This is a genomic window from Thioalkalivibrio sp. ALJ1, assembly GCF_000745395.1.
Lineage (GTDB): Bacteria > Pseudomonadota > Gammaproteobacteria > Ectothiorhodospirales > Ectothiorhodospiraceae > Thioalkalivibrio.
Map to the genome: position 1 here is coordinate 940,183 of NZ_KN050684.1, position 24,398 is coordinate 964,580.

The 24,398-nt window shown below is 61.9% G+C and carries 17 protein-coding genes and 1 pseudogene; 8 read left to right on the forward strand and 10 right to left on the reverse strand.

The window, feature by feature from the left end; genetic code table 11:
• Positions 1-89: 89 nt before the first annotated feature.
• The 5 genes from F462_RS06720 to F462_RS06740 all read right to left on the reverse strand — a co-directional run bounded on the left by F462_RS06720 (position 90) and on the right by F462_RS06740 (position 6,418).
• Positions 90-1,187 carry a sugar-transfer associated ATP-grasp domain-containing protein gene (locus F462_RS06720; protein WP_051918115.1) on the reverse strand — a complete coding sequence of 366 codons (1,098 nt, stop codon included), beginning with the start codon at positions 1,185-1,187 and terminating at the stop codon, positions 90-92.
• Positions 1,188-2,738, reverse strand: a complete 1,551-nt coding sequence (locus F462_RS06725; RefSeq protein ID WP_244270857.1) for an asparagine synthetase B family protein — start codon at positions 2,736-2,738, stop codon at positions 1,188-1,190.
• 214 nt (positions 2,739-2,952) lie between these two features.
• On the reverse strand, positions 2,953-4,017 hold the full coding sequence (locus F462_RS06730) for an ATP-grasp domain-containing protein (protein WP_156100400.1): 1,065 nt from the start codon (positions 4,015-4,017) through the stop codon (positions 2,953-2,955).
• Complete coding sequence (locus tag F462_RS06735; protein ID WP_244270858.1) at positions 4,014-5,579, reverse strand: lipopolysaccharide biosynthesis protein; 1,566 nt, start codon at positions 5,577-5,579, stop codon at positions 4,014-4,016. The genes F462_RS06730 and F462_RS06735 overlap by 4 nt, the downstream gene beginning before the upstream one ends.
• A 23-nt stretch (positions 5,580-5,602) precedes the next feature.
• A complete protein-coding gene (locus tag F462_RS06740) occupies positions 5,603-6,418 on the reverse strand; it encodes a hypothetical protein (protein ID WP_244270859.1) in 816 nt (271 codons plus the stop codon).
• Positions 6,419-6,578: 160 nt separating this feature from the next.
• On the opposite strand from F462_RS06740, the gene F462_RS06745 reads away from it, so the two are divergent.
• Positions 6,579-7,697, forward strand: a complete 1,119-nt coding sequence (locus F462_RS06745) for a CapA family protein (protein ID WP_244270860.1) — start codon at positions 6,579-6,581, stop codon at positions 7,695-7,697.
• A 43-nt stretch (positions 7,698-7,740) separates the two neighbouring features.
• Here F462_RS06745 and F462_RS06750 read toward each other — a convergent pair whose 3' ends face one another.
• On the reverse strand, positions 7,741-8,550 hold the full coding sequence (locus F462_RS06750; protein ID WP_038052662.1) for a CBS domain-containing protein: 810 nt from the start codon (positions 8,548-8,550) through the stop codon (positions 7,741-7,743).
• Positions 8,551-8,692: 142 nt separating this feature from the next.
• Between F462_RS06750 and F462_RS06755 the strand changes: the two genes are divergently transcribed.
• Entirely contained in the window at positions 8,693-9,748 is a 1,056-nt protein-coding gene (locus F462_RS06755) for an ATP-grasp domain-containing protein (protein WP_156100401.1), read from the forward strand.
• A 41-nt stretch (positions 9,749-9,789) separates the two neighbouring features.
• Complete coding sequence (locus F462_RS06760) at positions 9,790-10,902, forward strand: glycosyltransferase (protein WP_038052666.1); 1,113 nt, start codon at positions 9,790-9,792, stop codon at positions 10,900-10,902.
• Positions 10,903-10,909: 7 nt separating this feature from the next.
• On the opposite strand, the gene F462_RS06765 is transcribed toward F462_RS06760, so the two are convergent.
• The 4 genes from F462_RS06765 to F462_RS06780 all read right to left on the reverse strand — a co-directional run bounded on the left by F462_RS06765 (position 10,910) and on the right by F462_RS06780 (position 15,149).
• Positions 10,910-11,872 carry a glycosyltransferase family 2 protein gene (locus F462_RS06765; RefSeq protein WP_244270861.1) on the reverse strand — a complete coding sequence of 321 codons (963 nt, stop codon included), beginning with the start codon at positions 11,870-11,872 and terminating at the stop codon, positions 10,910-10,912.
• A 67-nt stretch (positions 11,873-11,939) separates the two neighbouring features.
• Positions 11,940-13,370 (reverse strand): putative O-glycosylation ligase, exosortase A system-associated, encoded by a 1,431-nt coding sequence (locus F462_RS06770; protein ID WP_038052671.1) that lies wholly within the window; start codon positions 13,368-13,370, stop codon positions 11,940-11,942.
• 36 nt (positions 13,371-13,406) lie between these two features.
• The gene (locus F462_RS06775; protein ID WP_038052675.1) at positions 13,407-14,372 is read right to left on the reverse strand and encodes a polysaccharide deacetylase family protein; all 966 of its coding nucleotides are present in this window, start codon (positions 14,370-14,372) and stop codon (positions 13,407-13,409) included.
• A 156-nt stretch (positions 14,373-14,528) separates the two neighbouring features.
• Positions 14,529-15,149, reverse strand: a complete 621-nt coding sequence (locus F462_RS06780) for a hypothetical protein (RefSeq protein WP_156100402.1) — start codon at positions 15,147-15,149, stop codon at positions 14,529-14,531.
• Between the two features lie 472 nt (positions 15,150-15,621).
• On the opposite strand from F462_RS06780, the gene F462_RS06785 reads away from it, so the two are divergent.
• From F462_RS06785 to F462_RS06810, 5 genes and pseudogenes are all read left to right on the forward strand, one after another.
• Positions 15,622-16,431 carry a THxN family PEP-CTERM protein gene (locus tag F462_RS06785; RefSeq protein WP_038052678.1) on the forward strand — a complete coding sequence of 270 codons (810 nt, stop codon included), beginning with the start codon at positions 15,622-15,624 and terminating at the stop codon, positions 16,429-16,431.
• A gap of 143 nt (positions 16,432-16,574) precedes the next feature.
• A pseudogene (locus F462_RS06795) lies at positions 16,575-17,745 on the forward strand (IS3 family transposase).
• Positions 17,746-17,807: 62 nt separating this feature from the next.
• Positions 17,808-19,328, forward strand: coding sequence for a glycosyltransferase family 39 protein (locus tag F462_RS06800; RefSeq protein ID WP_038052685.1), 1,521 nt, complete (start codon positions 17,808-17,810; stop codon positions 19,326-19,328).
• A gap of 427 nt (positions 19,329-19,755) precedes the next feature.
• The gene (locus tag F462_RS06805; protein WP_038052688.1) at positions 19,756-20,847 is read left to right on the forward strand and encodes a GNAT family N-acetyltransferase; all 1,092 of its coding nucleotides are present in this window, start codon (positions 19,756-19,758) and stop codon (positions 20,845-20,847) included.
• 17 nt (positions 20,848-20,864) lie between these two features.
• Positions 20,865-24,239, forward strand: coding sequence for a VanZ family protein (locus F462_RS06810; RefSeq protein WP_156100403.1), 3,375 nt, complete (start codon positions 20,865-20,867; stop codon positions 24,237-24,239).
• The last annotated feature ends 159 nt before the right edge of the window (positions 24,240-24,398 follow it).

Genomic DNA, 24,398 nt, shown 5'->3' on the forward strand with positions numbered 1-24,398 from the left:
TGCCTCTCCGTTTCAACCGAAATGTGCATGGGCTCGTGGGACCCTTCTCCAGGCAGCGCCGGCTGCCCCCTTGTCCGTGAACATTGTGCTCAGCTGGAGCGTGTGCGACGTACCCACCAGCGGCCTGCCCGAGAGCGTCTGGCGGTTTGTGCGGCCAGGTGGAGCGAGGAAGAAGTTGCGGGCAGGAGATCGGCTTGAAGCTCCACCCCGAACTCCTTGAGCTGGCGTCGCTTGTCGTCGGTCAGGTAGCCGGTGGAATGGACCTGGACCATGGGGAGATCCCACTGTGCGTTGCCCTCCATGAGCACGGGGCCGTTTGGCGTCAGCGCGATATCCCAGCCGATGGAGGGCGTGCCCGAGAATGCCTTGGCCGCCCGCGTACAAAGCCTCCTTGCCTCGTCGAAGAAGGGAACGGGCCTGCCGGTCAAAGGTTCGCCGGAATCCGGGTGGGAGTCGAACCAGTCGCCGCCAAACTTGGGCTTCGTGACACCTCGAATCAGTTGCCCCGTGTCCAGATCGATGCCGACGGACAGGCCGCCCTTGTCCCAGTTGTCCGCGGCACTGTGCCCGCGCCCAAGGCGCATGATTGCGCAATCGACGTGGACCTCCCCCGAACGCTCGCAGAAGGTGACAACTCGCAGGCTGTTGATGCACGTCGGGTTGATGGCTGCTATCTCGGCATGTTGCTCCAGGCATTGCTGGATCAGGTAGCCGTGATAAGCGGAATCGTAGTACTGGCGATCGGTATCCGGCAGCGAACTCAAAAGCGCGTGAAGCTCACTGTGGTCACCACAAAAATGGTGTACTGCTTCGCCCTGTCGGCCGCCTCTGGGCTTGATGATCCAGTTGACCCGGGGAGTGTTCGAAAACAGGGGCTCGAAATCGGCCCACCGCTGCAGCGCGGTACCATCCGGGTACTGGCCCAATGCGGGGTGGTAGAGTCCCAGCGTTACCGGACTGGGGATGCCCAGTCCCGAGGTGATGTGGTGCATCAGCCACTTGTCCTCCAGCGCGTGCTTTTGACCGCCCCTGTTGACTGAGGGGCGGAATTGCTGGTGGCTTTGCCGATGGGACATGAAATTCGCACACTCGGCAGACGGCCGATCCAGCAGGCGATACAGCTCGATTTCCCAAGTCTTGAAACCGCTTCCCAGGAGGCGCGTCTTGTGAATCGGATGGTTGGGCATTCAATCCTCCGGGAGAGGGTGTGACCGGTCAACGGAACGTTCGAGTGTCGCCACGGTGAGCAGCCCACCAAGGCAATCCATATGTGCCTGCCCCATCTCGCGGCCCGGTTTGAGCGCGGATGACGGGTCTTTCAGGTGCAAGGCCTCGGGAAGCCATTCCGACCCGGCCAGGAGTTCGGCCGCCTGCTGGCGGAAAGTCGGGTCGCGGCGGGCAATACGGGCAAAGTTGCCTTCGGCGGGTTGCAGGAACGGGCGGCCCGGCCAGGCGCGGTCAAGCAGGGGCCGCAACTGGCGAGCGAGTGCCTTGCCACGGGAACGCGGCCTGGGATCCAGCAGGGGCAGCCCGGTCTTGTCATACGGGATGGCGGCCAGGTTCGGGTCCAGCCGGTGGATGATGCGGCGATAAAGCCAGGAGCCCCGGCGCAGCTCCCAGGGCAGGTTCAGGGCAAAGTCCATCAATGCATGGTCGAGAGCCGGGGTGCGCACATCCAGATAGTTCTGATTCAGGCGCACAATGTTGTACACGAGCCGGCGGCTGCGGTTCTCCAGATAATGCCGCTGGCTGGCATCCAGCCCCGAACCGGCCTCCGGGTAGGCCGCGTGGATGTAGTCGGTCAGCAGTCGGACCTCTTCGCTGTTGGCGGCAAATCCGAGCGCCGCCGCGTTGTAGCGCATGCGCGCCAGTTGCCCCTCGACCTGGGCCTCCCGCGAGTGATCGCGCAGGAAGGTCGCCTTGAACAGCAGGTCCTGCAGGAAGCCGTCGATTGTTGCCGTGGAACCCGTTTCAGCCAGCCGCCGTGCGGTACCGACCAGCCGCCAGTGGGCGATGTTGAAATCGCCTGGGCCCAGTGCCGGGTCGAAGCTCGCCGCATGCCGCATGTCATCAGCGGAGTCGAACCGCTCGATCGGGCGGCCAAGGTAACGGCCGATCTTCTGGGCGTAGGGCCACTCGACATTGCCAAGGTCGTGGCAATGAAACATGCGGGCCTGCTGGCTTAGCTCCGGGTGCAGGGCAAGGTTGCAGCGCGAATCCAGCCCGGCCGTGACGGGCATCGCCACCGAGGAGGCCTCCAGGCCCGCCGCGCCAGCCTGGTGTGCAGATGCAAGTCGCTCGGCTGCCTCGTCCAGCCAGGGTTCGATGGGCCCGGCGGGCGCTGTGGACACGGGTGGAGGCGACCAATAGCGGGTACAGCGCGGCGCCGCGCCCGGATTCGTGAAATGGCAACGACTGGCAGGAGGGAGGAGTGAAACCCCCTCCAACAGGGTCCGGCTGCCCCAGGGATTGTCCAGGAAGATGGTGGACAGGGCTCCGATCCGGTCCGGCCCCGGTGTGCGGGGCATCAGGGCTGCCAGATCGGTCAGGCGGGAGGCGAGCCAGGTTCGTCCGTCCTGAGTCGCCCAATGAACCGGAATGGTCCCGATCCGATCCGTCACCACCTCCAGCCCTTCCGGACCCCAGTGAATCTGAAGCCAGGCACCGTCGCGTTGCTCAGGGGGAACTGCTTCGTTTCCGGGCAGGTGTTGCTCTTGGATCAGTATGCTTTCTTCCAATCGCCGTGCCGTCAGGCTTCGATGGTGACCGAGAATGTGAAACGCGAACCCTTCAGCCCAGATTTGCTGCAAGGGGCGAGGATCGTTTTCGGCGAAAGGTCGCGACTGACTAGCCGCATTCTTGCCTAGAATGGCTACGAAACTAAGCATGCCGCTAGCCCGTGTGGCGGCGCAAAATGTTCAATATTCTCGATCAATCGGCCCATCCGTGTCCTCAGGACCCATTGCAGTGGTTGTGAGCCGTGACGAGTTGATCCCACACGCGTGGGAAGTTGAGACGGATAAACTCTTCGAGCGTGTATGCTTCGGGACCAATGTTTTCGGCAACCCATTCCCCATCACAGCTGAAGTCCCAGTACCCTGGACATCTTCTAACCGCTTCGGCTACATAGCTGTAGTTGATCTCGATGACTTTTGGTTCTCCACCATCGAATATTACGTCCAGTGAGCAAAACGGCATTCCAATGGCTCTCGAAGCCCTCCAGCCAAACGTGGCGAGATCCGCCCCGATTTCTTCTGGTTCATAATCTATATTCCCAGACCCGCTGGCCCGAAAGTCATTGGTTCGATTCTGGCGCCGGAAGGCAAAGACCTTGGACCCGATGATCTGTAGCCGAACATCGCCCGAGTTTCCAGGCAGAAACTCTTGGAAATAAGCGTAACCTTTCTGTATCTGTCTGCTCCGCGATCGGCCCATCGTTTCCTTGAAAGAATTCACGAGTGACCTAGTCTTGGTCTTGATTTTTGATCCCGAGACTTCCCAGATTGACTCCATCCCGCAAGTGAACATTATGTCAACAAACTTCTTGCAGGTGGCCTTGTCCCTGATGAGGGTTACATTTTCGCTCTTGCCGGCGCCTGACCGTAATTTGAAAACTACCGGAAACTCGGCTTCTTCGCAGAATTTACGGGCATCTGAATACTGAAAGAACCACCAGTCTATAGGGGTTGGGACGCCGGCAGTCTTGAGAAGCATTTGGCCGCTGATTTTGTCGCCGGAGTGCCAGATTGTTTCAGTTGAGGGGAAAACAGGTATGCCAAGTCCCTGAGACACAGAAGGGAGCAAGCGCGAAGCCCACTCTTTTTCATCGCGTCCAGCGTATCGCCAAAGAAAGGCATCGTACTGTTTTATCGTTTTAAAAAAATCGTGTTCGTATGCATTCACCGGCTCAACGCGGATCCCCATCCGGTTTCCGACTTCCATCCAGTGGTCGGAAAAGGACTGGTGCAAGTTCCCCATAACAGTGTGGTGATCAGGGTGTACCGCAATTCGTATCATGGTGAGTCCTTTTTTTCGGCCGTTTGGCTGGATCGAGGCGCGGAGGTTTTCGTCAGCAGGAATCGAAGCGGAAAAGCCCACCGTGACCGCAATAAACCCCGTTCATTTGCCATCTCCAGGGCGCGAGCTTCAGCGCCCGGTGGGCAGCCGGTCGCGAACCAGAGCGCGACGAGCCCGATCGCGTAGGTAGCGACTCCCACAGGAACTAGGGCGAGAAGATGGATAGCCCCAGCCGCGCTGCTGGTGAGTTCGGGTAGAGCATTGGATGTGCCGAGTAGCACGCCAAGCATAGCCAATGACGCAGCCACCGGGCGCCACACGACTGCGAAGAAGTCTTTGCTCTGCATTTGCAGGAAGTGCGAGACCAGCATGACACCGAAAGGCAGGAGCAGGGTTGAGGCGATTACTTTCGACCAAACTGCCACCTCCAGCCCGTAGCCCGCCCACAGCAGATAGCCCATCAGGGGCAGGGTGATCAGGACGTCGGCCAGGACGAAAATACCGACCCAATAGGGCTTGTTGAGTGCCATGAACAGCGAGAAGCGGTTGCCGTGCAGGATGCGCGTGGCGCCCAGGATGGCGAGCACCTGGATCAGCGGGATGGTGACAAGCCAGTTTTCGCCCAGTAGCAGCCAAATCAAAGGTGCCGCAACACCGACCATGCCGAGGGCGGCGGGTACGGTGAGCAGGGTGACCATGCCCTGCGCCAGCAGGTATCCGCGGCGTAGCCGCGGCAGATCGTGAGAGACCTTGGCAAAGCCCGGGAACACGGCGCGCATGATGGGAGCATAGAGTTCGGAACTGGGCAGTTTTGCGATGTCGCTTGCGACGCGATAGGCCCCCAGACCGGCGGCGCCCTCCAGGCGGCCGACGATCCAGTCCGGGCCCCGGCCTTGCCCGTACATCGCCGCATTGTTGAAGGTGATCCAGGCAGAGAAGCCAATCAGGTCACGCCACCCGGAGAGACTCAGCCGGGGGCGGAACGGGTGCATGCCGTAGCTGAGTGACAGGCCGACAATCGCCGATGTCAGGGAGCCGAGGACCAGGGCCCAGTAACTTTGCAAGTAGAAGGCCATGGCAATCGTGACCACGACGGCCGAGGCCTTCTTGCCAAAGCCGAACAGGAATTCCTTGCGGAAGGTCAACTCCTTGCGGAAGGCCACAATGCCGATGTTTTCGAAGCCGTGCAGGAACGAGATCGCCGCGAAGGCATAGACGATTGCTTCCACCCGCCCATCGTCGAAGAAGGCGGCTGCATGGGGTGCGGCCAGGATCAGTGCCAAGGCCCCCAGCGACTGGTAGATCAGTTTGATGGTCCAGGCGGTGTCGTAGTGGTGGCGCTCGGCTTTCTGGTCCCGGATCAGCGCAAGGTCCAGCCCGAACGCACCAATCATTTCGACCAGCGCGTAGAGCGCAAAGGCCATTGCCACCAGGCCAAAGTCCTCTGGTACCAAGATGCGCGCTAGGATGACGGTGCTGATCAGCCCCATGAAGCGCTGAAAGGTGCGCAGCCCCATCATCCAAGCGGCGCCACTGGCCACCTTGTCGCCGAGATCCTTCAACGCCCTTCGTCTCCCCTGGTCGCTCAGTAGCCGCGCAGTTTGCGTTTGCACCAGCGCTTGAAGCGGTAGCCTCGTGGCAAATGCTCCAGGGCGCTGACAACGCCGCCGTTGAACCGGGCTCGCCACGGTAAGCGATCGCCGACACCCTTGGAAACGACCATCCGGCATGGCACGCAGAATCCGCAGGGTTGGCCGGAGCGCGTGGGCATATGGCAGAACCAGGTCTGCTCCAGGAGATCCAGGAACCCATGCTCCTTTGCGTATTCGCGCATTTCGGCCTTGCCAATATGCAGGGTTGGAAAGCTGAACAGGTTAAACAGGCTTTCCGGGGTGGCTTCATCCAACGCTGGGTGCACCGGCTTTAGCCGGTACTCGCGCCGGCCTTGCGTCAGGTCCGGGTCCAGGAAGAAGAAGTCCTCGTTGTATTGCACGCAGACCTCGATACCCTGCAGGTCGTGTTGGCGGACCAGTTCGGCCAGCCAGATGTACTGTTCGCCAATGCCTCGCGTGCGCACCAGTTCGGCGTACTTCTGCCGAAGTTCGGGGTCGGATTCCGTGGTTTGGGCGCTTAGCACTTGCAACTCGCCCAGATGCCCACTGCCCGCGCGGTGATTGATTAGCTGGCGGAGCCGATCCATTACCTGGGTTTCCTGCTCAAGTGACTGTCGAGTCTCGTCGCGCACGTAAACGGGCGCGATCGACTCCCCGTGGTGCAGCACCAGGTCGAGTACACGGAAAGTGGAGTCCCAGCCGCCGGTCCAGAACACGACACGGCGTGGTTGGCGCTCTGCTTCGGCATGCGCCACCAATATGGCCCTTGTGGCCGTGGGTTCCTGCACCGCTGCTCCTCCGGGGGTGAGGCCTAATAACGCCCCTGCTGTCGAGTCGCTGAGCCCGCACTGTATGATCCGCTTACTGTAATGCAGCTGGCCACCACGATTGCTTGATGCGCGCGGCCCTCCGTCTGCTGAGCGTTACTTGGAATAGCGAGGTATCGCATTGAAGCTGAGTTTTGTTGGCGACGTTCGCCTGATTCCGGATCGGACGGCAACTCCGGGGACTGTCTCTTTGAGCCCGTTCGATCGAGTGCAATCCCTCTTGGGTGATCCGGATGTGCTAAGCGCTAACCTGGAATGCTTTTTCACCCATGACCTGACAAACGAGCAGGGGCACTGGAAACACGCCAAGGTCCTTCGGGCTGATCCAGCCATGTGCGGCACCTTGGTAGATGCTGGATTTGATGTCGTTAATCTGGCCAACAACCACATCATGGATGGGGGCCTCCATGGTCTGGAGGTATCGACCCAGGTTATGGATCAGCAGGGCCTTTGTTGGGTGGGGGCGGGGAGGAACCTCAAGGAGGCGATTGCTACCAAGTTTGTAAAACGTAATGGGGTAACCATCGCATTCCTTTCCGGTGCGGATTTTTCCGAGGATTATGCGACCGAAAGCAAAGCAGGTATCGCCCCGGCACAGCCATTGTCCAGCTTTCTGCAACGTACCAAGGCCGCCTCCGAGGCGGCGGATCTTGTCGTGGTGCAGTTGCACGCGGATCTGGAGTTCAGCGAAGCACCTGCGCCTTATCGGGTACGACTGAGCCGGCAGTTGATCGACCATGGCGCCCACCTGGTCATCCAGCATCATCCGCATGTGGTGCAGGGCGTCGAGGAGTACGGTGGAGGATTGATCGCGTATTCGTTGGGGAACTTTGTGTTCAACGTGCACGGAAACCCCTATCAAAGTGGTTATCCCGAAGCGCGCTACGGGTGGATACTGTCGGTGGATGTGGACCACGAAGCGAAGGAGCCACGGCTGCGCGGGTGGAACATGGAGCCGGTCTGGATTGCCGAGGACCATCGCCCTGCGCCACCCGGTCCGGAGCGCCGAGCGCAGGCTTTGGTGGAGTTTCACCGCCGCTGCGATCTGTTGAAGGATGGCCGTGCCGTTCGGCTTTCCTGGCGTCAGCGTAGCTGGCGCGAGGCGCGCTACCACGCACTAATGGCCTACTACAAGACGCGGCAGGGCAAACCCCTGGCCGCGATGGGTGACCTGATCGATCTACCCCTTCGACCGCGCAATCGACATTGGATCCTCGGGTTCCTCGGCTTGAGTCGGTAAGCGGACGCCGGGAGTGCAAGTTCGGTGAGGTGGCGGAATAGGTTCAGGCTTCTTTCTGGCTTCTCGCCGCGGCCCGAGCCTCCTGAGATTGCCGAATCCGCCAGCTAACGGCCTTGGGTAGCAGGCGGATGGGGCGTTCAATCAACCAATAGCGCAGCTTGCCGCGCCATCCCACTCGTTTGGCTTCACCCTTGCGTTCGAGCATCAAAACGCACGGTCGGCAGGTCCCGCACGGATGCACCCCCGAGAGGGGCGTATGGCAGAAGCAGGTCTTGGCGAGAGGGCCCTTCCAGCCCAGTTCCTTCGCTTGTTTTCGGAGTTCCAGCGGACCGCGTCGTGCTAGCGGAAGCGAGTAGTGTGCGAAGAGGACCGAGACATCCCCTGCATCGCGTTCCACTGTCATGGTGGGGCAGCCGTCGATGTTCGATTCAATGAGGTGGTCTTCCAGGACAGCGGCGATACGATCCCCCTGGACGATTCCGATTTCGATTCCATCAAGGCCTTCGGCCTTCACGAGCATCGCTAGCCAGCGATACTGGTTACCGACCCTGTGGCTTCGCATGATCTCCTGAAAAGCGTCGTCAATGGTCTCGTCATGCGGGATGGCCTCGCGTTGATGCGTCATAAGGGGCTCTATTCGCCCCGTTTCTGCGAAGCCCTCTTCGATCAAAGCCCGGCTGATCCGCTTCATGGTCAGGATTTCCATACCAGACGAGCGTCGACGCGGGTCAATTACGTAGTGCGGCTGGATAGGCCGGTCCGTGAGGTGCAGCAGTTCCATCACGCGGAAGGTCGAGTCCCACCCGCCGGTCCAGAAAATGTCAATTGGCTCGTCGCTGTTGGTGGCGCTCATGGGCTTTTCTGGATTCTCACTGGGTGAGCGGGTAGGTGCTGACGCGATGCGTATAGCGAGGAAACGCGAAGCCCGCACTTTCTTCGTGTTTTGTATAGGCTAGATCCTAGAGCATTTCTGCCGGCTATCAACGGAGGATTACGTGAAAATTGCTATACAGCCGGATGCCGTGATGCACCCAAGTGGCGAGCGGCAGTCGTATTCCGAGCAATGGGAGCGTTATGCCGACCAAAAGGGTGTCGAAACTGTCCGGGTGGACGTTTGGGGCCCTGATGTGCTGGAGCGGATTCGTGAATGCGATGCGTTCATGTGGCGATGTATGCCGTCATTGAAGGAGCGTTCCCGCGCAGCGGCGTTGCTGCATGCAGTGGAGTTTGGTCTGAACCTTCCGGTATTCCCTTCGTGGAATACGCGCTGGCATCTGGAGGACAAGGCTCTGCAGGCCCAAATGTTCGAGGCGATGGATCTGCCTCATCCCCTCACCTGGCTTTTTCACGACCGCGACCGGGCGCTCGACTTCGTCCGGCGCGCCAACTATCCGTTCGTCCTCAAGCTTGCATCGGGGATTCGCTCCGGGGCTGTCCGGCTCGTGGAAAACCTGCAGCAGGCGGAGCGCTTGGTGGATCGGTTGTTCGGCGAAGGGTTGTACTGGGTGGACCTGCCCCCTTCGGGAGGGATCAACGAAGCTCTTCGCCGTGGAAGGCGGGCGATTGGCGCCCTTCGCGGGCGTAACGTTGATGCCCCCTCTGATGAGCGCGAGCTGCATCGGGGATACTTTTTGGCCCAGGAGTTTGTTCCGAATAACGATTTTGACACGCGGATTGCCGTCGTTGGCAATCGGGCGTTCGGTTTCAGGCGCCTCAATCGCCCTGATGATTTCCGGGCAAGCGGTAGTGGACAGGTCGATTGGGACCCTGCCAGGATCGATGCGGAGCTTGTGAGGATGGCTTTCGACATCAGCCGGCGACTTCAGGCCCAAACGGTGGCTTTCGACTTTATTAGGAAAAATGGGAAACCACTGATTCTTGAACTGACCCTGACGTATGCCACTTGGGCCGTGAATCGATGTCCCGGCTTCTGGTGGCAGGAAAGCGCCGACGCCGATCCAGTTTGGTGCGATCAGAGTGTGCGAGTCGAACAGGCACTGTTCGATGATTTCGTCCAGGGCTGCCACCCGGAAGGCGGCGTTGCGCAATGAGTGACAGATTGTCGTCACATGATGCGAAACGGGATGGCCCTATGACGCGAATCGTATTTGTTGGCGACGATCCCAAGGCGCGGCAGTTCGTCGAAGCACTTCGCCAGCATGGTCGAGATGCCGAGGCTTGGGGCGCCTATCCGTTTACGGCCTGGAAACATTTGCTCGCGAGGCGGGTTGTTTCTCGGGGAGACGTGATCGTGATTCGGTATCTCAATGACAATCCCTCTTGGTTCGTCTCCATCGGCAAGCCCTTTGGCGATGTGCTGACACTCCTTGTCGCCCGCGTCCGGGGTATACGCGTCTATTGGCTTTGTCACAATCTGGATCGAGAGACGGAGAGCTACTGGCCCTTGATCAGTTCGTTGCGTCGATGGCTATACGCCCGCCAGGCCGAGGCGATCGCGATCACCGATCCGGCATTGATGGCTGCAGCGCCGGCGGTTTTCGGACGCCACCGGCACAAAGTTTTTCCCATGTCTATGGGGCTTTTGCCGAAGCGCCGCCGTTTCAATAAGCCTGAGCTCGAGGATCAAGTTCGAAACTTTTTTAGTCGGGATCCAGCCTGCAAGCATCAGCTGAACATCCTGTGCGCTGGCGTATCCGGCCCCAAGTACCTGCATTTTGACCTGTTACCGGTGCTGGAAGAGCGTTTGCGACAGCTGGGCTGGAGCCCGCGTATAGCAGTAGTCACTCGGTTTCTCAGGAAGGGCGAGTGGTCCAGAGGAAAGAATTACCGCTCCTTCATCAATTGGTGTGAAAAGACCCCTTCTGTGCTTTTGGTGAAACGCTACATCGACCTCGATGAGTCGGAATGGGCCGACGATGTGGATCTGATCTGGCGCGCCATGGGGGATTGGTCATTCGCTTTTACGTTGCTCAACGCGGCCAGAGCGAGGATCCCGGTGTTAGCCTTTGACAGCGGGGGGGTCGGGGCTATCGTGCGGCAGGAGGAGATCGGGGCAACCGTTGCTTGGGACTTTTCGAACCTGGGCGAAGCGGTTCAAACAGCGCTCAGCACGCCTAGCGAGAACTACGAGAAGTTTCTGGGTCAGCGCTCCTGGTCGAAGGCCGCACAGTCACTATCGGACGCGATCGACCATGGCGGCGCGAAGACGCCTCTGGCCGAGGCAAGCCGGTCGTTGGGGCCCTGACGAATCATCAGGGTTTTCCCGATGTTTCGGGACGAAGCCGCGAAACCAGCCAGAGCGCTCCGGTCAGAAGCGCGTAAGGTGTCGTGCGCCAGTAGGTGGGACGGTGCCGCCACGCAGCCCAGAAGGAGGGTGCCGCGGCTGCCCGGGCGCCATTCCAGAAGAGTTGGTAACCCATGGAAAAGTGCAGCCCAAAGCGGCGCCGACGTAGTTCCGCCGGGGTGATTTCTTGACCGTCTGGACCGGAAACTCCCCACTGGCGTACGGCGGAGTCGAGCACGCTCAGCGCGTAATTCGTGGAGGCCCAGCGCTTGGTGGCGCTTTGCGGGTGGCGTCGGTACAGCGCGTAGCTACGTGTCAGGGTCAGGATGGGTGTCAGCCGCGAGGCGCGCAGCCAGTAGTCGTAGTCCTGGGCCAGGCGCAGGTCCTCGCGGAATTCGCCGATCGTGTCCACCAGTTCGCGGCGCATCACCACGGCTCCAGTCCAGACGATGGTGTCCAGCAGCAGGCGGTGGTAGATCCAGCCGGAGCGCTCCGGGTCCAATGCCTGCGGGTCTTGCCCTCCGGTTTCGCGGGCAAAGGCGCGCGGGGTGCGCCACATGCCGTTCTCGTCCGGGCTCCAGAGCGTGAACTCGCTGGCCACCATGGCGCATTCGGGATGTTCCCGCAGGCACTCGATCTGGGCCTGCAGCTTGCCGGGCAGCCAGACATCGTCCCCATCCAGAAAGGCTATCAGGTCCCCGCGTGCCGCCCGCAGGCCCACGTTGCGGCTGGCTCCTGCGCCGCTCGAGGGCTGCGCGGTTTGCAGTAATTGCACCGGACCCTGAAAACCGTGCGCCACGGCGGCCGTATCGTCGATGGAGCCATCGTCGATGACGAGAATCTCCAGATCGGGATAGTCCTGATCGACGATGCTCCGCAGGGTCTCTTCCAGGAAGTCCGCGCAGTTGCACGCCGGTACGATCACTGACACAAGGGGGCTGTCCGTCAGGACCGGCCAGAAGGGATCAGGAGGGTTGCTTGGCACGTCCAGAAGCTCCTTAGCGTAACCGGCCAGGATCCATGATCGTCCCGCCCGTCTCGGACGGGGTGGCGGTGGACTTCGGGGTCTCCGCTTTCGGCTCCACCGTCCGTGGCGCGCGGGCTTGCTGCACAGGGGCGGCGATTGGAACCGCTTCCAGAAGTTCGCGGCGCAGCACAATCGCCATGGCGATAAAGGCCAGGTAGAGATCGAAATAGGCCAGGCTCAAGAAGGCCCCGGCAATCATGTAACCGATCAGCCCGATCGCAAGTGCCCACGCCCATTCGGCAATCCACATAGTCTCGTCCCGCTGCCGCCCTTCTCGGCTCAGGCGGAAAAGCGTCAGCAGGCTGAAACCGAGCAGCATCAGGAACAGAGCGAGCCCAATGAAACCGTGCTCGCCGAGCATCTGGAAGTAGATGCTATGTACGGCGATTGGCCCACTAACGACCGGGTTCTCGCGATCCAGGTAGCTGAGCCAGATCTCGGGGGGCAGACGCTGGATGCTCATGCCGGAGCCGGTGAGGGGGTAATCTATCGCCACATTCCATGAGACGTTCCACGCATCGAAGCGCCCGCCCGCGGACGCATCTTCTTCGTAGTTGATCAGGGTGTCGATCTGATGCTCGATTTTGTCGGGGACCGTAACGCCGACCACAACAATCGCCAGGAGGCCGGTCGCGATCATGGTTCCCTTGTAACGCATCTTCAGGAAGATGAGCGGGAAGGTGATGGCCAGAGCGACCCACGCGCCGCGGGAGTGCGTGCCGATGATCGAGATCAGGTGGAACCAGAAGCCCAGGTACAGCCCCAGCCCGATCAGCTTGTGGAAGCGTTCATAAAGCGGAAAGTGAAAGGGCAGCTCGAAGCGCCCCTGGTACACCTGGCGTGCGAGCACCAGCACCAGCGGGAGGGTCATGACGAGTGCCAGACCGATATCCGTATTGCCACGGATGAATGATCCTGGTGGTCCGAGTACCATTCCGCCGAAGCCGCTCGCGAGCGTGTAAGGCCCACCTTTGAAGCCGAAATAGGCGATGGAAAGCGTGATCACCGCGAGCACGGCCATGGTTCGCACTTTGCCAAAGACCAGCATGGGCGCGATCAGCGTGAACAACATGATCTTCATCACGGTGTCCCAGCGCTGAAGGGCGACCTCGGGCTGCCAGGCGAAGAACAAAGAGATCGCGGTGATGTGCCCGAACAGGAGAATCATCAACACGCTTTCCCGCGTGAACGGGAGCGCGCGCCGGTCCTTGTTCAGTACGAGCGCCACCAGGGTAGCAATCCCGACCGCCATGGCGACCGGCATTGTCTGGATGAACCCCCAGGCGAGGCGATGGGGGTTCATCAGCCCTACCCAGTACCACATGGCGATACCGACCCATGGCCGCCAGAGGATGAAGGGCAGCGAGCCGAAGATCAGGAGGGCGAAGACGATATCGCGCATGGGCGTGCCGGCGACCGGGATCGCACTCGGAGGGTGTCAGGCTACGGTAACCGGATGGCGGGTGTTTCGCACCAACTGCGCGAGAAATTTGGCCGGGTTGCGTGACCAGGGCGTAAAGCGGGGGAGCTGGAACCGGTCGGAGTGAGTGTCGCCGCTACCCATGGAGGTCGAAACGGCTGCACGGAAACCGGCATTGCGCACCAGTGCGACGTCGCGGGCTGTGTAATCCTGGTGGGGCCTGCCGTTCGGGTAGGCGAACAGGTCTACGGGTTGTCCCGTGATTGCCTGAAGCCGTTGACGGCCTTCGTTGATCTCCCGGGCTGCGGTGGCTTCGTCTTCCTGGGCCAGGATGGGATGCGACAACGTATGCCCGCCGATGGTCATGCCGGCGTTTGCCAGTTCGCGCACCTGTTCATCGGTCATCATCAGGTCGCCCGGTAGATCGGCTCCGATCTGTTCGGCGACGGTGTGCACCGTCTCTTCCCGCTCGGATCGCGGGAGCCACTTGATCTCCCGAATAATGGTTCGGATTGCGTTTTTCCGGCTGTCTGCGTCCGTCAGGTTGTGCACTCCGAGCCCTTGCTTGGCGAGGTCCAGCTCGCCGTCTGGCGCCCGCCGGATCGCCTCGATCAGCGTGTCGTTGAACATCCGTCCGCCGTTCAGATAGCCCGCTGCTATGAAGAAGGTGGCCGGCAGCCCGTGGCGCTGCAGCACCGGAAGCGCATGCAGCCGGTTATCGGCATAGCCGTCGTCAAAGGTGATGGCGGTGGCCCGCGGTGGCAGGGTTCCGGCTTTGAGCCGTTCCAGCGCTTCGGAAAGCGGCAGCACGCTGGAATGTCGGGCGAGCAGATCCATCTGCCAGTCGAAGGTGGCGATATCCGGGTCATCCGGCTTGAGCGGGTCGGGCTCCGGCAATACCTGGTGGTACAGCAGGATCGAAAGCCTTTTTCCGGGTTGGATCAAAGGCCAGAGCATCTGGATTGCGGTCGGGAGTCCACGCATTGCCGTAGACCATGCTAGGGAGTGCCGACCACGTTATGCCCTGGCTCTAGCGAAAACCAGCGCGCTCCCAGGGCCCTCCTTACGGTTGATTCACGTCTGCCTGCTGGACGCGTTCGTGGACCACCACCTCCTCGCGTTCAAAATCGATTCGTTCCTCTATTTCGCGGGGGTTGGCATTGTGCCGTTTGCCTGACAGCTCGGTATGCGCCTTGAGTATGCGGCCCCTTCGGTATCTTCCATACCCGGTTTGAGCAGGCGCCCTACGCGAACGAATTCGTCCTGAGCATTGAGTGCCTGGGCGGAGGTGTCGACGACGAGGGCGCCCCGATCCCGGAGCATGCGGCTGTAGAAATCGATCCGCCGCTCGGTCTCCAGTGCGTACCAGAAACAGAGCTGATAGTCGGAAAGGTCCTGCCAGCCGGCGATGGGGAGCACGCCGGGATCGTCCGGCTGTAGCAGGAACGCCCAGCCGTATCGCGTTCGTGCCGGAATTGTGTGCCGGGTGAGATAGCTCAGCGCGACGGCGCGCGCATCGCGATGGAGGTTCACGACCGAGGGCACGAGGCCGAGGTCCAACAGCGGTTCTACGAACCCCTTGCTGAACAGGTGGCTTGTTTCGACGATGGTGCCTTTATCCACCATCGCACGGGCCGGAGGCTTGTAGTCGGTAAGGAACTTTCGGGCGAGTTCCGGGTTGCGGAGCGCCGGCCGCATCTGACGCTGAAAGGCAGGCTCCGGCTCGTGAAAGCTGGCGGTGTCCGGCATCAAGGCCATCAAGCGAGTCAGATACTCCGACCCTGTGCGCCCGGCACTTAGCGAGAATACGAGCTGCTTTTCCCTGAGCCGTTCGATTGCTGTTTCAGTGGGCATCCGGTGTCGCAGTGGACGGCCAAGCTTGTACCACCCCTTCAACCGGCCGTATGCGTAGAGCGCGTGCTCGACGCCCAGTGGACGCAGCGTTCTCCTCCCGTGGTGCACAAGATCCGATGTTGGCGACACTGGATGGCTCCGGCGTGAGTGGAAATGCTTTGCGATGATCTTACGGCCTTTCCGCTCGATACCGATACCGGAGTCCACAAGGCTGTTCGGCGTGAGTGGGTTGTCCGGGGATTTTACATTTTGCGAACTCGAAGACGGGATGGGGTCTGGAAATCTATTTAATTTCAAATAATTAGAATTATGGCCCGTTTTGTGCAATCCGTGCAGTGGAGCCGGTACAAGCCGGAATTGACTGGGCAGGAGAGCCAATATGCGCACCAAGACCAAGGCAGTGAGCCTGGCGGTTGCAGCCGCCATGACCTTCGCCGCAGCGCCCGCAAGCGCTGCATTCGTAAATACCTGGGATTACAGCGTTTCGCTGGAGTGGATCATCGCGGGCTCGGATGAGCCGACCTTCACGTCAGGGACGGGCTTCCGGGAGGTGACTTCCGAGCGTTTGAGCTGGGGGAGTGCGAGCGGCAGCGTCGACCCTAGTGTGAACACGAACCGAAGCGGGCTACAAATCATTGATTCGCCAGCAAACGGGGCAATCAATACGGGAGACTCTGTAACCACTGTAGGTATCACTCACTTCAACAGTGAGATCTCGGCCAATTTCGCCACGCTGAACACCGCGACGTTGCTGACCAATCTGATCCTGACGCCCGTGGATCCGCCGGTCACCGGCGGCGCATCTCTACAGCCCCTCGAACTGGCGTTTTCGACGACGTTTACGGAGACCCCCAACGTCGCCAATTGCGGCTTCCCTGTCGTGAATAACTGTGACGATATTTTTATCGTCAACTTCGAAGCCTTGCAGCAGACGTTTACGCTGGAAGGGGTCACGTACAACACCAGCGTCGTGGCGGATGGTCTGGGGTTCCTGGATGACGCGACCTGTGCGGCAGCTGGGGAGGGTCCCGGATGCTTCGGTTTGACTACGCCGGAATTCAAGGTCACTACAGTGAACTTCGGCTTCGGGATCGAAGCAGTACAGGTGCCCAACCCGGCTATGCTCGCATTGTTCGGCACTGGCCTGCTGGCCCTGGGGGCGGTGGCACGGCGTCGCAACAAGGTCTGAACGATACCGTACTGCCTAATGTGAAGGGGAGCCTTGTGCTCCCCTTTTCATTTGGGTGGTGTATTCCCATCATCGGTGTGCTGGTCTAATTTTGGTGGACACCTCGATCGGTGGAATGATTGGGATCTGATCGAGGAGAGGATATGGGACGCAGGCGTTTTGATCCGGAGTACAAGCTTCGGGTGGCCCGGATGGTGGTGGACGAGGGCCAGGGTGTTTCGCAAGTGGTGCGAGACACCGGGGTTGGCGAGACGGCCGTTCGGCGCTGGGTCGAGCAGCTCAAGGCGGATCGTGCTGGGGAAGCCGGTGATGGTCGGCCCCTGACGCCGGAGCAACGGCGGATCCGCGAGCTGGAGGAAGAGAACCGCCGGCTGCGGGAGGACAAGGCCATCCTAAAAAAGGCCTCGGCCTTCTTCGCCCGGGAACTGAAGTGATGCATTGCTGCATCACGGCCCTGGCGGAGAAGGCTTCGGTACAGCGGGTCTGCGATCTTCTGGAGGTCAATCGGTCGAGCTACTACGCGGCGCGACAGCGCTGCCGGCGGCCACAGCCGCCTTGTGCGCTGGGGCCCTGGGTCAAGGAGGCGTTCGAGCAGTCGGAGTGGACCTACGGCAGCCGCCGTGTGCAGGCGGCGCTGCGCTCTGATGGCGTTGCGGTTGGCCGCTACCGGGTCCGCCGTCTGATGCGGGAACAGGGGCTGCGGCCGGTCTGGAAGCGGGCGTTCGTGGTCACCACCCAACGGGATGAGACCGCGCCGGTGGTGGCGAACCACCTGGACCGGCAGTTCCAGCCCTCGTGTCCGAACGAGGCCTGGGTGACAGACATCACCTACATCCGGACCCGTACCGGCTGGACGTATCTGGCGGCGGTGCTGGACCTGTTCCACCGCAAGGTAGTGGGCTGGTCCATGGCCCGTCGGATGGATGCCGAGTTGGCCTGCAGTGCCCTGCGCATGGCGCTGCAGAGCCGGCAGCCCGAACCGGGGCTGCTGGTGCACTCTGACCAGGGCTGTCAGTACACCAGCGACGCCTGGCGGCGTCTGCTGGTACAACACGGCGCCCGGGCCAGCATGAGCCGGCGGGGCAACTGCTGGGACAATGCGGTGGCCGAGCGCTTCTTCCTGAACCTGAAGATGGAGCGGGTCTGGCGACGGGACTACGCCAACCACGGTGAGGCTACCCGAGACATCACCACTACATCGTTGGCTTCTACAACGAGCGCCGAAGGCACTCGACCCTGGGCTATCTGTCGCCCAACGCCTACGAGCGAAAATGGGCAGCCGAAACACCGATCGAGGTGTCCAAAATCACTTGACCACTACACGGAGCTTGTGAATGAAACGGGAAGGCCCTTTCGTACGACAACCCCGTTTGCCGATGGCGCTGACGGTCCTCGGCGTGCTCGTTGGTGGGCTTGCCTTCCGCATTTCGTTGCCGGTTGAGAGTTGGTTTTGGTACGACGAGATCTACGGAGCGACCTTTGCATCCGGAACCCTGTATGAAGCGTTGCTGGGACCGCTGCGCTTTGATCTGCACCCTCCGCTCTATTACCTGCAGTTGTGGCTGTGGGCCAGGGTGGATGCCGGAGATACGTGGCTGCGGCTGAACTCTGCGGCGTGGGGGCTGGCGGCGGCAGTGATGGCCTGGCAGGTCGCACGGCAGTGTCTGGGGGAGCGCGAGGCGTGGATTGCATTGTTTCTGATGCTGGTGGTCCCCGCTGCCGTCGTAACGGCCCAAGACCTTCGCATGTATCCCATGTTGATGGCTCTGGCGCTACTGTCGTCCTGGGGCGCACTCCTCTGGTTTTCTCACGGACCCGCTGCACGTGCCGGCGCCTGGATGCTGGCCCTGGCCGGAGTGGCGGCTGCCTACTCCCATGCGACCGGTGTGCTGATCCCTGTAGCGGCGGCCGTGTTTTCGTTGTTGCTCTGGAGGCAGACGACAGCGCATCGGGTGACAATGCGCGGGTGGATTCTGGTGCAGGGGCTGGTAGCGGTCGCTGTGCTCCCGGCGGTGCTCAACAGTATGATCCGGTCGGTTGGCCACATGACGCTCCCGGACGGGGCGGTTGTCGTCGGCACACTGACACGCCTGCTCTTGGATCAAGCGGCCATGCAGCACCCTGCATTGTTGGTGCTGGGCGTGCTCCTCCTGGCGGGAAGTATCCTGGGGGCCTGGTGGTCGTCTCTGCGCTGGATGTTCGTCGCCTACGTTCTGTTTCCGATCCTTCTCCTGCTCGCTGTGAGTTATTTCGTGCGACCGGTCTGGCATTTGCGGGCGTTGTATCCGCTAACGCCGTTCCTGGTGCTCGGGGGCGCTGTGGCACTGGCACGGCTGGGCGATGTTCTTGCGAGAATGACCCGCCTGCGAGGGGCTGCATCCGCGCCCGCGCTGCTGATGACGATGCTGCTGGTCGTCCTAGCCGTCTGGAACGCAAGTTTGGTGGAAAAGTCCCACCGTTATCCCGCTGCAGTCGAGTTTGTCCAGAGTCACCTGGCGCCAGGTGACATCGTATGGGCACCGGATTTCGTCTCGGCCTGGGCGGTGAAGCGGTACTGGATTGGGCCGCGATGGGGTTCCATCACTCGAATTCAGGGTGAACCAACCAGCGAGCAGTGGCGCCGGATTTATGACCGGCTGGGTGACCCGTGGCTTGAACGGATTGGGTTAGCCGCGGAAGGCCGTTCGATTGCCGCTGGGGAAAGCCGCATCTACACAGGCCCGGGCGTGGATGAAACCATGCTGGGACGATCCAGTATCTGGGTTGTTGGGAATCAAGCAGGCCCGGCAGGTGAGGCGTTGCAGGGGGAAGGCTATGTGCTGCGTCGGACAGAGGACTTTCGCGGCGTTGGCGTCGCCGAGTTTGCCTTCATCGGACCGCCCGACCCGGAGGACTGAAGCCTGAGGAAACACTGGTTAATGTACGCATTCGCGTTGGCACCCCAGGTTTTCCGAGACCAGGCGCGGTGCGCAGCCGGTAGTGGTTCTACCGGCAAGGGCGGCAACGCAGGATCGGGGAACCTGGGGTGCCAACCCCGCAAACGATTGAAAGCGGGGGCTCGGCCGCTCGTTGTTGTCGAAAACGGGCGCGCGCACGGCGTTGCGGTTCCCTTGTGCAGCATGACTGCACGGCAGTCACCGCGCCTTGTTCGCACGCAAAAGCGACTCGAGCGCGAATGCGTACATTAACCAGTGTTTCCCTAGCCTTCGTTGATTTGTGGCATGCGGTGTAATGCCGAACGTTAGGGAGGACTTCGAGGGCCGCATTTCTGCGTAGGTGGCTTGTGCGAGACTAACGCGTTCGCTTCTCTGGATTGACCAACGAATGCATGACTGGAGGCTGTCACGCCTGTCACTTGATGACGCCGGTACCGCTTGGGCGGCGCTGGATGCGCGCGCGCCTGCTGTTCCTTTTCTGACGCATGGCTGGTTTCGCTGTCTGCTTGCGGCCGCCGACGGGGGCGTGATCCCGGAACCGGTGCAGCTGACCGGGCCGGCGGGGCAGCAGTTGATGGCGGCGCTGTATCGGCGAGGGGCGTTACGGTCCCGAATCATCCCTTCGCGCGTGGTCTATCTGAACGAGACGGGTGATACGGAACTGGATCGGGCGACCCTGGAGCACAACGGACTGGCCGGCGACACCGCGCACGAGCCGGAGGCACTGCGGGCGCTACTGGAGGACCTGCTGGCGCAAGGCCCCGAGTGGGACGAATTCTCGCTGGGGTGGCTGGCGGCGGAGCGCTGGGCGGTTCTGGAGCGGTCATTGCAGGGTCTTGCTCTGCAGCCGGAGGTGGTGGACCGCAAGCCCTTCCACTTTGTGGACCTGCAGGGATTGGGGGGGCTGGAAGATTATCTGGCGGGGCTTAGCCGCAATACCCGTTATCAGATACGGCGGGCCATGCGCGGGTACGGCGGAGAGGACGCGCTGACGGTGGAGCGGGCCACGGGTTCGGAGCAGGCGCTGAAGTGGTTCCGGGCGATGGTCGAGTGGCATCAGGAGGAGTGGACTGCGCGGGGCAAGCCAGGCGCGTTTGCCAGTACCTTTATGCGCGACTTCCACGAGTGCCTGATTGCCTGCGGTGCACCGGATGGCCGGGCGCAGGTGCTGCGGGTCCAGGGCGTGGATGGCCCGGTCGGGTATCTCTATAACCTGGCGGCGGGGGGCTACATCTGCAACTACCAAAGCGGATTCCGCTACAGCGATGACCCGAAGCTGAAGCCGGGACTGGTGTGTCATGCCCAGGCGATTGGGCTGGCGGCGGCGCAGGGCTTCGCCCGCTACGATCTGCTGATGGGCGACAGCCAGTACAAGCGCAGCCTGGGGAATGGCCAGGGCGAGATGCTGCAGGTGCGACTGCGACGGCCGCGATGGCGGTTCCGTGTGGAGCATGCCCTGCGCAAACTCCGGGGCGGTTGATAGCGATGGGGCCGCCAATGGCGCCCTGGTCGCGTTCCATCTGCGGGTTCTGGGCCCTTTTGTCGCTGGCGGCGGCGCTCTACTTGACGCTGTTGCCCTTCGAGTTCCGGGAGCTTTCGCTGGAACGCGCCTGGGCGATCTACAGCAATATGCAGATGACCGGGCCGGGTGCGCGCGGCCGCCAGCAGTTTATGTCCAACGTCCTGATGTTCCTGCCGCTGGGCTTTTTCCTGGCGGCGTGGGTGGGGTATGCCTCGCGCCGGTCCGGTGTGGTGATCGGGACGGTCTTCCTGGTGGCGGCCTTCGGTTTGCTGGTGACGGCGACGGTGGAGTTTCTTCAGGTGTGGTTGCCCTACCGGTATCCCGCCGGGGCTGACATCCTGGGCAACTTTACGGGCGCGTTGCTGGGTGCCGTTGCCTGGTTTGCGTTGCGGCGCCCGTTAGCGCATTGGCTCACGGTGCTAGGCCGGTCCGGCCCTGCCACCTTGCGTCTGGCGCTCGCGGGATATGCGGTGGCCTACTTGCTGGTCGGTCTGGTGCCGTTCGATCTGGTGCTGTCGACGGAGGAGTTGGCTCAGCGGCTGCAATCCGATGCCTGGGGTTGGTGGGTGGCACCGGGCGCCTGCCGGGAAGGATTGGCGTGTGGTCTCGGGTTGGGACTGGAAGTCCTGGTCAGTATGCCGGTGGGGCTGCTGATTGGCGTGTGGATGTTGGGAAACGGCCGTGCACGGGTTTGGGCGGTGGTGCTCGTGATTCCTGTGGCCGTTTCCCTGGAGCTGGCCAACCTGATGACCCTCTCGGGTATTGCTGAGGGGCGTTCGGTTATTACGCGCGCGCTGGGCATGGTGGTGGGTGTTGCATTGGTCGGCTTCTTGCCCTCCCATCCCCATGGCCTGATCCGCTGGTTGCAGCAGTGGCGTATTTCGTTGCTGGCGCTGGGCGCCCCGATTTACGTCTTTCTGTTGCTGGCTGTGAATTACGAGTTCGGCCCGTATCACCTGGATCTGGAGATGGCGGCGCAGCGCCTGGCGGATACGCGACTGCTGCCTTTCTACTATCACTACCACGTGTCCGAAGTGGCGGCGCTGCGCAGTGTGGCGCTGCACGTGCTGATGTATCTGCCGGTAGGCGTGCTCGTGTGGTTGATGTACCTGGACCGCTGCCCGCGCTGGACAGGGTTGGCCCGATTGGCGGCTTTGACAGGTGCGCTGACGGCCTTGTGGGTCGAGTCCGGCAAGCTGTTCCTGGAAACGGGGCGTCCGGACAGCACCAGCCTGGTCCTGGCTGCTTTGGCGGCTGCGGCCAGTGCGGCCACGTTGCACTGGCTTGTGCGGGCGAGCCGGCCCACGTACGCCCTCGAATCGGAAGCGCCGTCAGCACCTGAGGCGAAGCCCGAGTGGTATTCAGAGCCGCCCGATCCGGGCGCCGGTTTTGCGTTTTCCTGGAACAGGTGGATTGCCAGTGGCCTGGCGCTGGTGGTACTGGGGATCGCGGCGGCCTGGCCGGTGGCGACGGGGTGGCTAGTGTTGGGCCTGGTCGCCTATGCGGTGGCGCTTATCCGTTGGCCCTTTGCCTGGCTTCTGGTAATCCCGGCCCTCATCCCATTGCTGGACGGGTCGCTGTACACGGGGAGGCTGTTTGTCGGGGAGCTGGATCTGTTCCTGCTGATGACGGTTGCGGGTACCTTGTGGCACTGGCGTTCTCCGCGACAGGCGTTGGATCTGCCGCGGGTTGTGTCGTGGCCTTTGGGGTTGCTGCTCGTTTCCACGCTGGTTGCGCTGGTGATCGCATTCTGGCCCTGGCCGGCCTGGGAGCCGGGCCATATGGCGCACTACGCAACCGAGTGGAACGCACTTCGGGTCGCCAAGGGTTTGTTGTGGGCGGTGATCCTGCTTGCGTTGCTTCGCGGGGCGCCCGGGACACCCCGCGAGGCAATCCGTCGTTGGTTCCCGGCGGGTGTGGCCCTGGGGCTCTTGGCCACGATCCTGGTGGTTCTGCGGGAACGCGTCACCTATCCGGGGTTTTTGGATTTTGCCCATCCCTATCGCATCTCGGGCTGGTTTACGGACATGCATGTGGGTGGCCCGAGCATCGAGACGTTCCTCGTGCTCGCGCTCCCGGTCGCTCTGATCTGGGCCTGGCGGCAGCGTGCCCCCCTGGCCTGGGCGGCAACTCTGGTGCTGGCGCTAGGGGCGCTTTACGCCGTGGCCATGACCTATTCCCGCGGGGGCTATCTCGGCCTTCTGGTCGGGCTTGCGGCGGTGCTGTTGGTGGGCGCGCTCATGCTGCTGCGGGGGCGGACACGCCGGGCCGGCCGCGGGAGTGCCATGGCGGCAGTCCTCCTGGTCGCCGCCGGCGTGCTGTTGCCGACCCTGCTCGGTGGTGTGGCCGAGCAGCGCATGAGCCAGGTGGCCGAGGGTCTGGACGCGCGCCTGGCGCACTGGCGGCTCGCGCTGGACCTGCCGGGGGGCAATGCCTTGAGTCCGTGGATTGGGCGTGGCCTGGGCCAGTTCCCGCAGGCGTATCGCCAGGCGTACCCGGAAGGCCGTGTTCCGGCGAATTTCGCCTTCGCTGATGACAGCTTGCATCTCGGCACGGGCGATTCGGTGTATCTGAATCAGCGTGTTGCGCTGGATCGTAGCCAACCGTATGCCCTTGGCGTTCGGGTGCGTAGCGATCAGGGCGGTCGATTGGGGATTTATCTGTGCGAGAAGCCGATCCGGCACTCGTTCGAGTGTGTCTCCGCGCAGATCTCGGTGTCATCGGGTGCGGAGTGGAAGGAGTCGCATTGGACGTTGGATCTGAGCGAAATGGATACGCGCCCGTGGCCGATCCGGCGCGGCCTGGTCCTGTCCCTTGCGCACGCGGGCGGCGGGCCGAGCGTTCTGGAGATTGATTACGTGCAATTGACCGACGTCGCGGGCCGTGAGCAGCTACTCAACGCGGATTTCGCGGCGCAGGGCCGACACTGGTACTTCACGACCGACCACCTGTGGCCCTGGCGGGTCGAGAACCAGTGGCTGGAGATCTACCTCGATCAGGGCCTGCTGGGTTTGGTGGCTTTCGTATGGCTGACGCTGGCAGCGCTCTGGCTGTTGCTGCGCCGGGCGCTGCGGGGCGACGCGTTTGCCCTGGGCAGTCTGGCCGGCGTCCTGGGTGCGCTGGCGGTCGGCGTTTTCGGCACCATCTTTTTCTCGCCCAGCGTGGCGCTCTTGTTCTACCTGGTGCTGCTCCTGGGCGCAGTCGGCTCCGGCCAAGAGGCAAGTCAAGGGCGTATTCACCACAGAGGACACGGAGGACACAGGGAAGGACAAGGGCCAGGTCGAGGGCCGATTTACCACGAAGCTCACGAAGGCACGAAGGAGGTCAAGGTCAAGATGGGCTCACCATAGAGGGCACAGAGTTCAGGGAGAAGGGCGCTGCATTGAAAAGGGCTGTCGCTGTGGGCACAGCGCGGCAATCTCTTGCAGGTCGCCGCGTCGTTTCGCCACTCGCGATGACGCAATTTTTTCGAGTGAGCGGTTTTTTGGGTTGCCAGCTGGCGAAGCGGT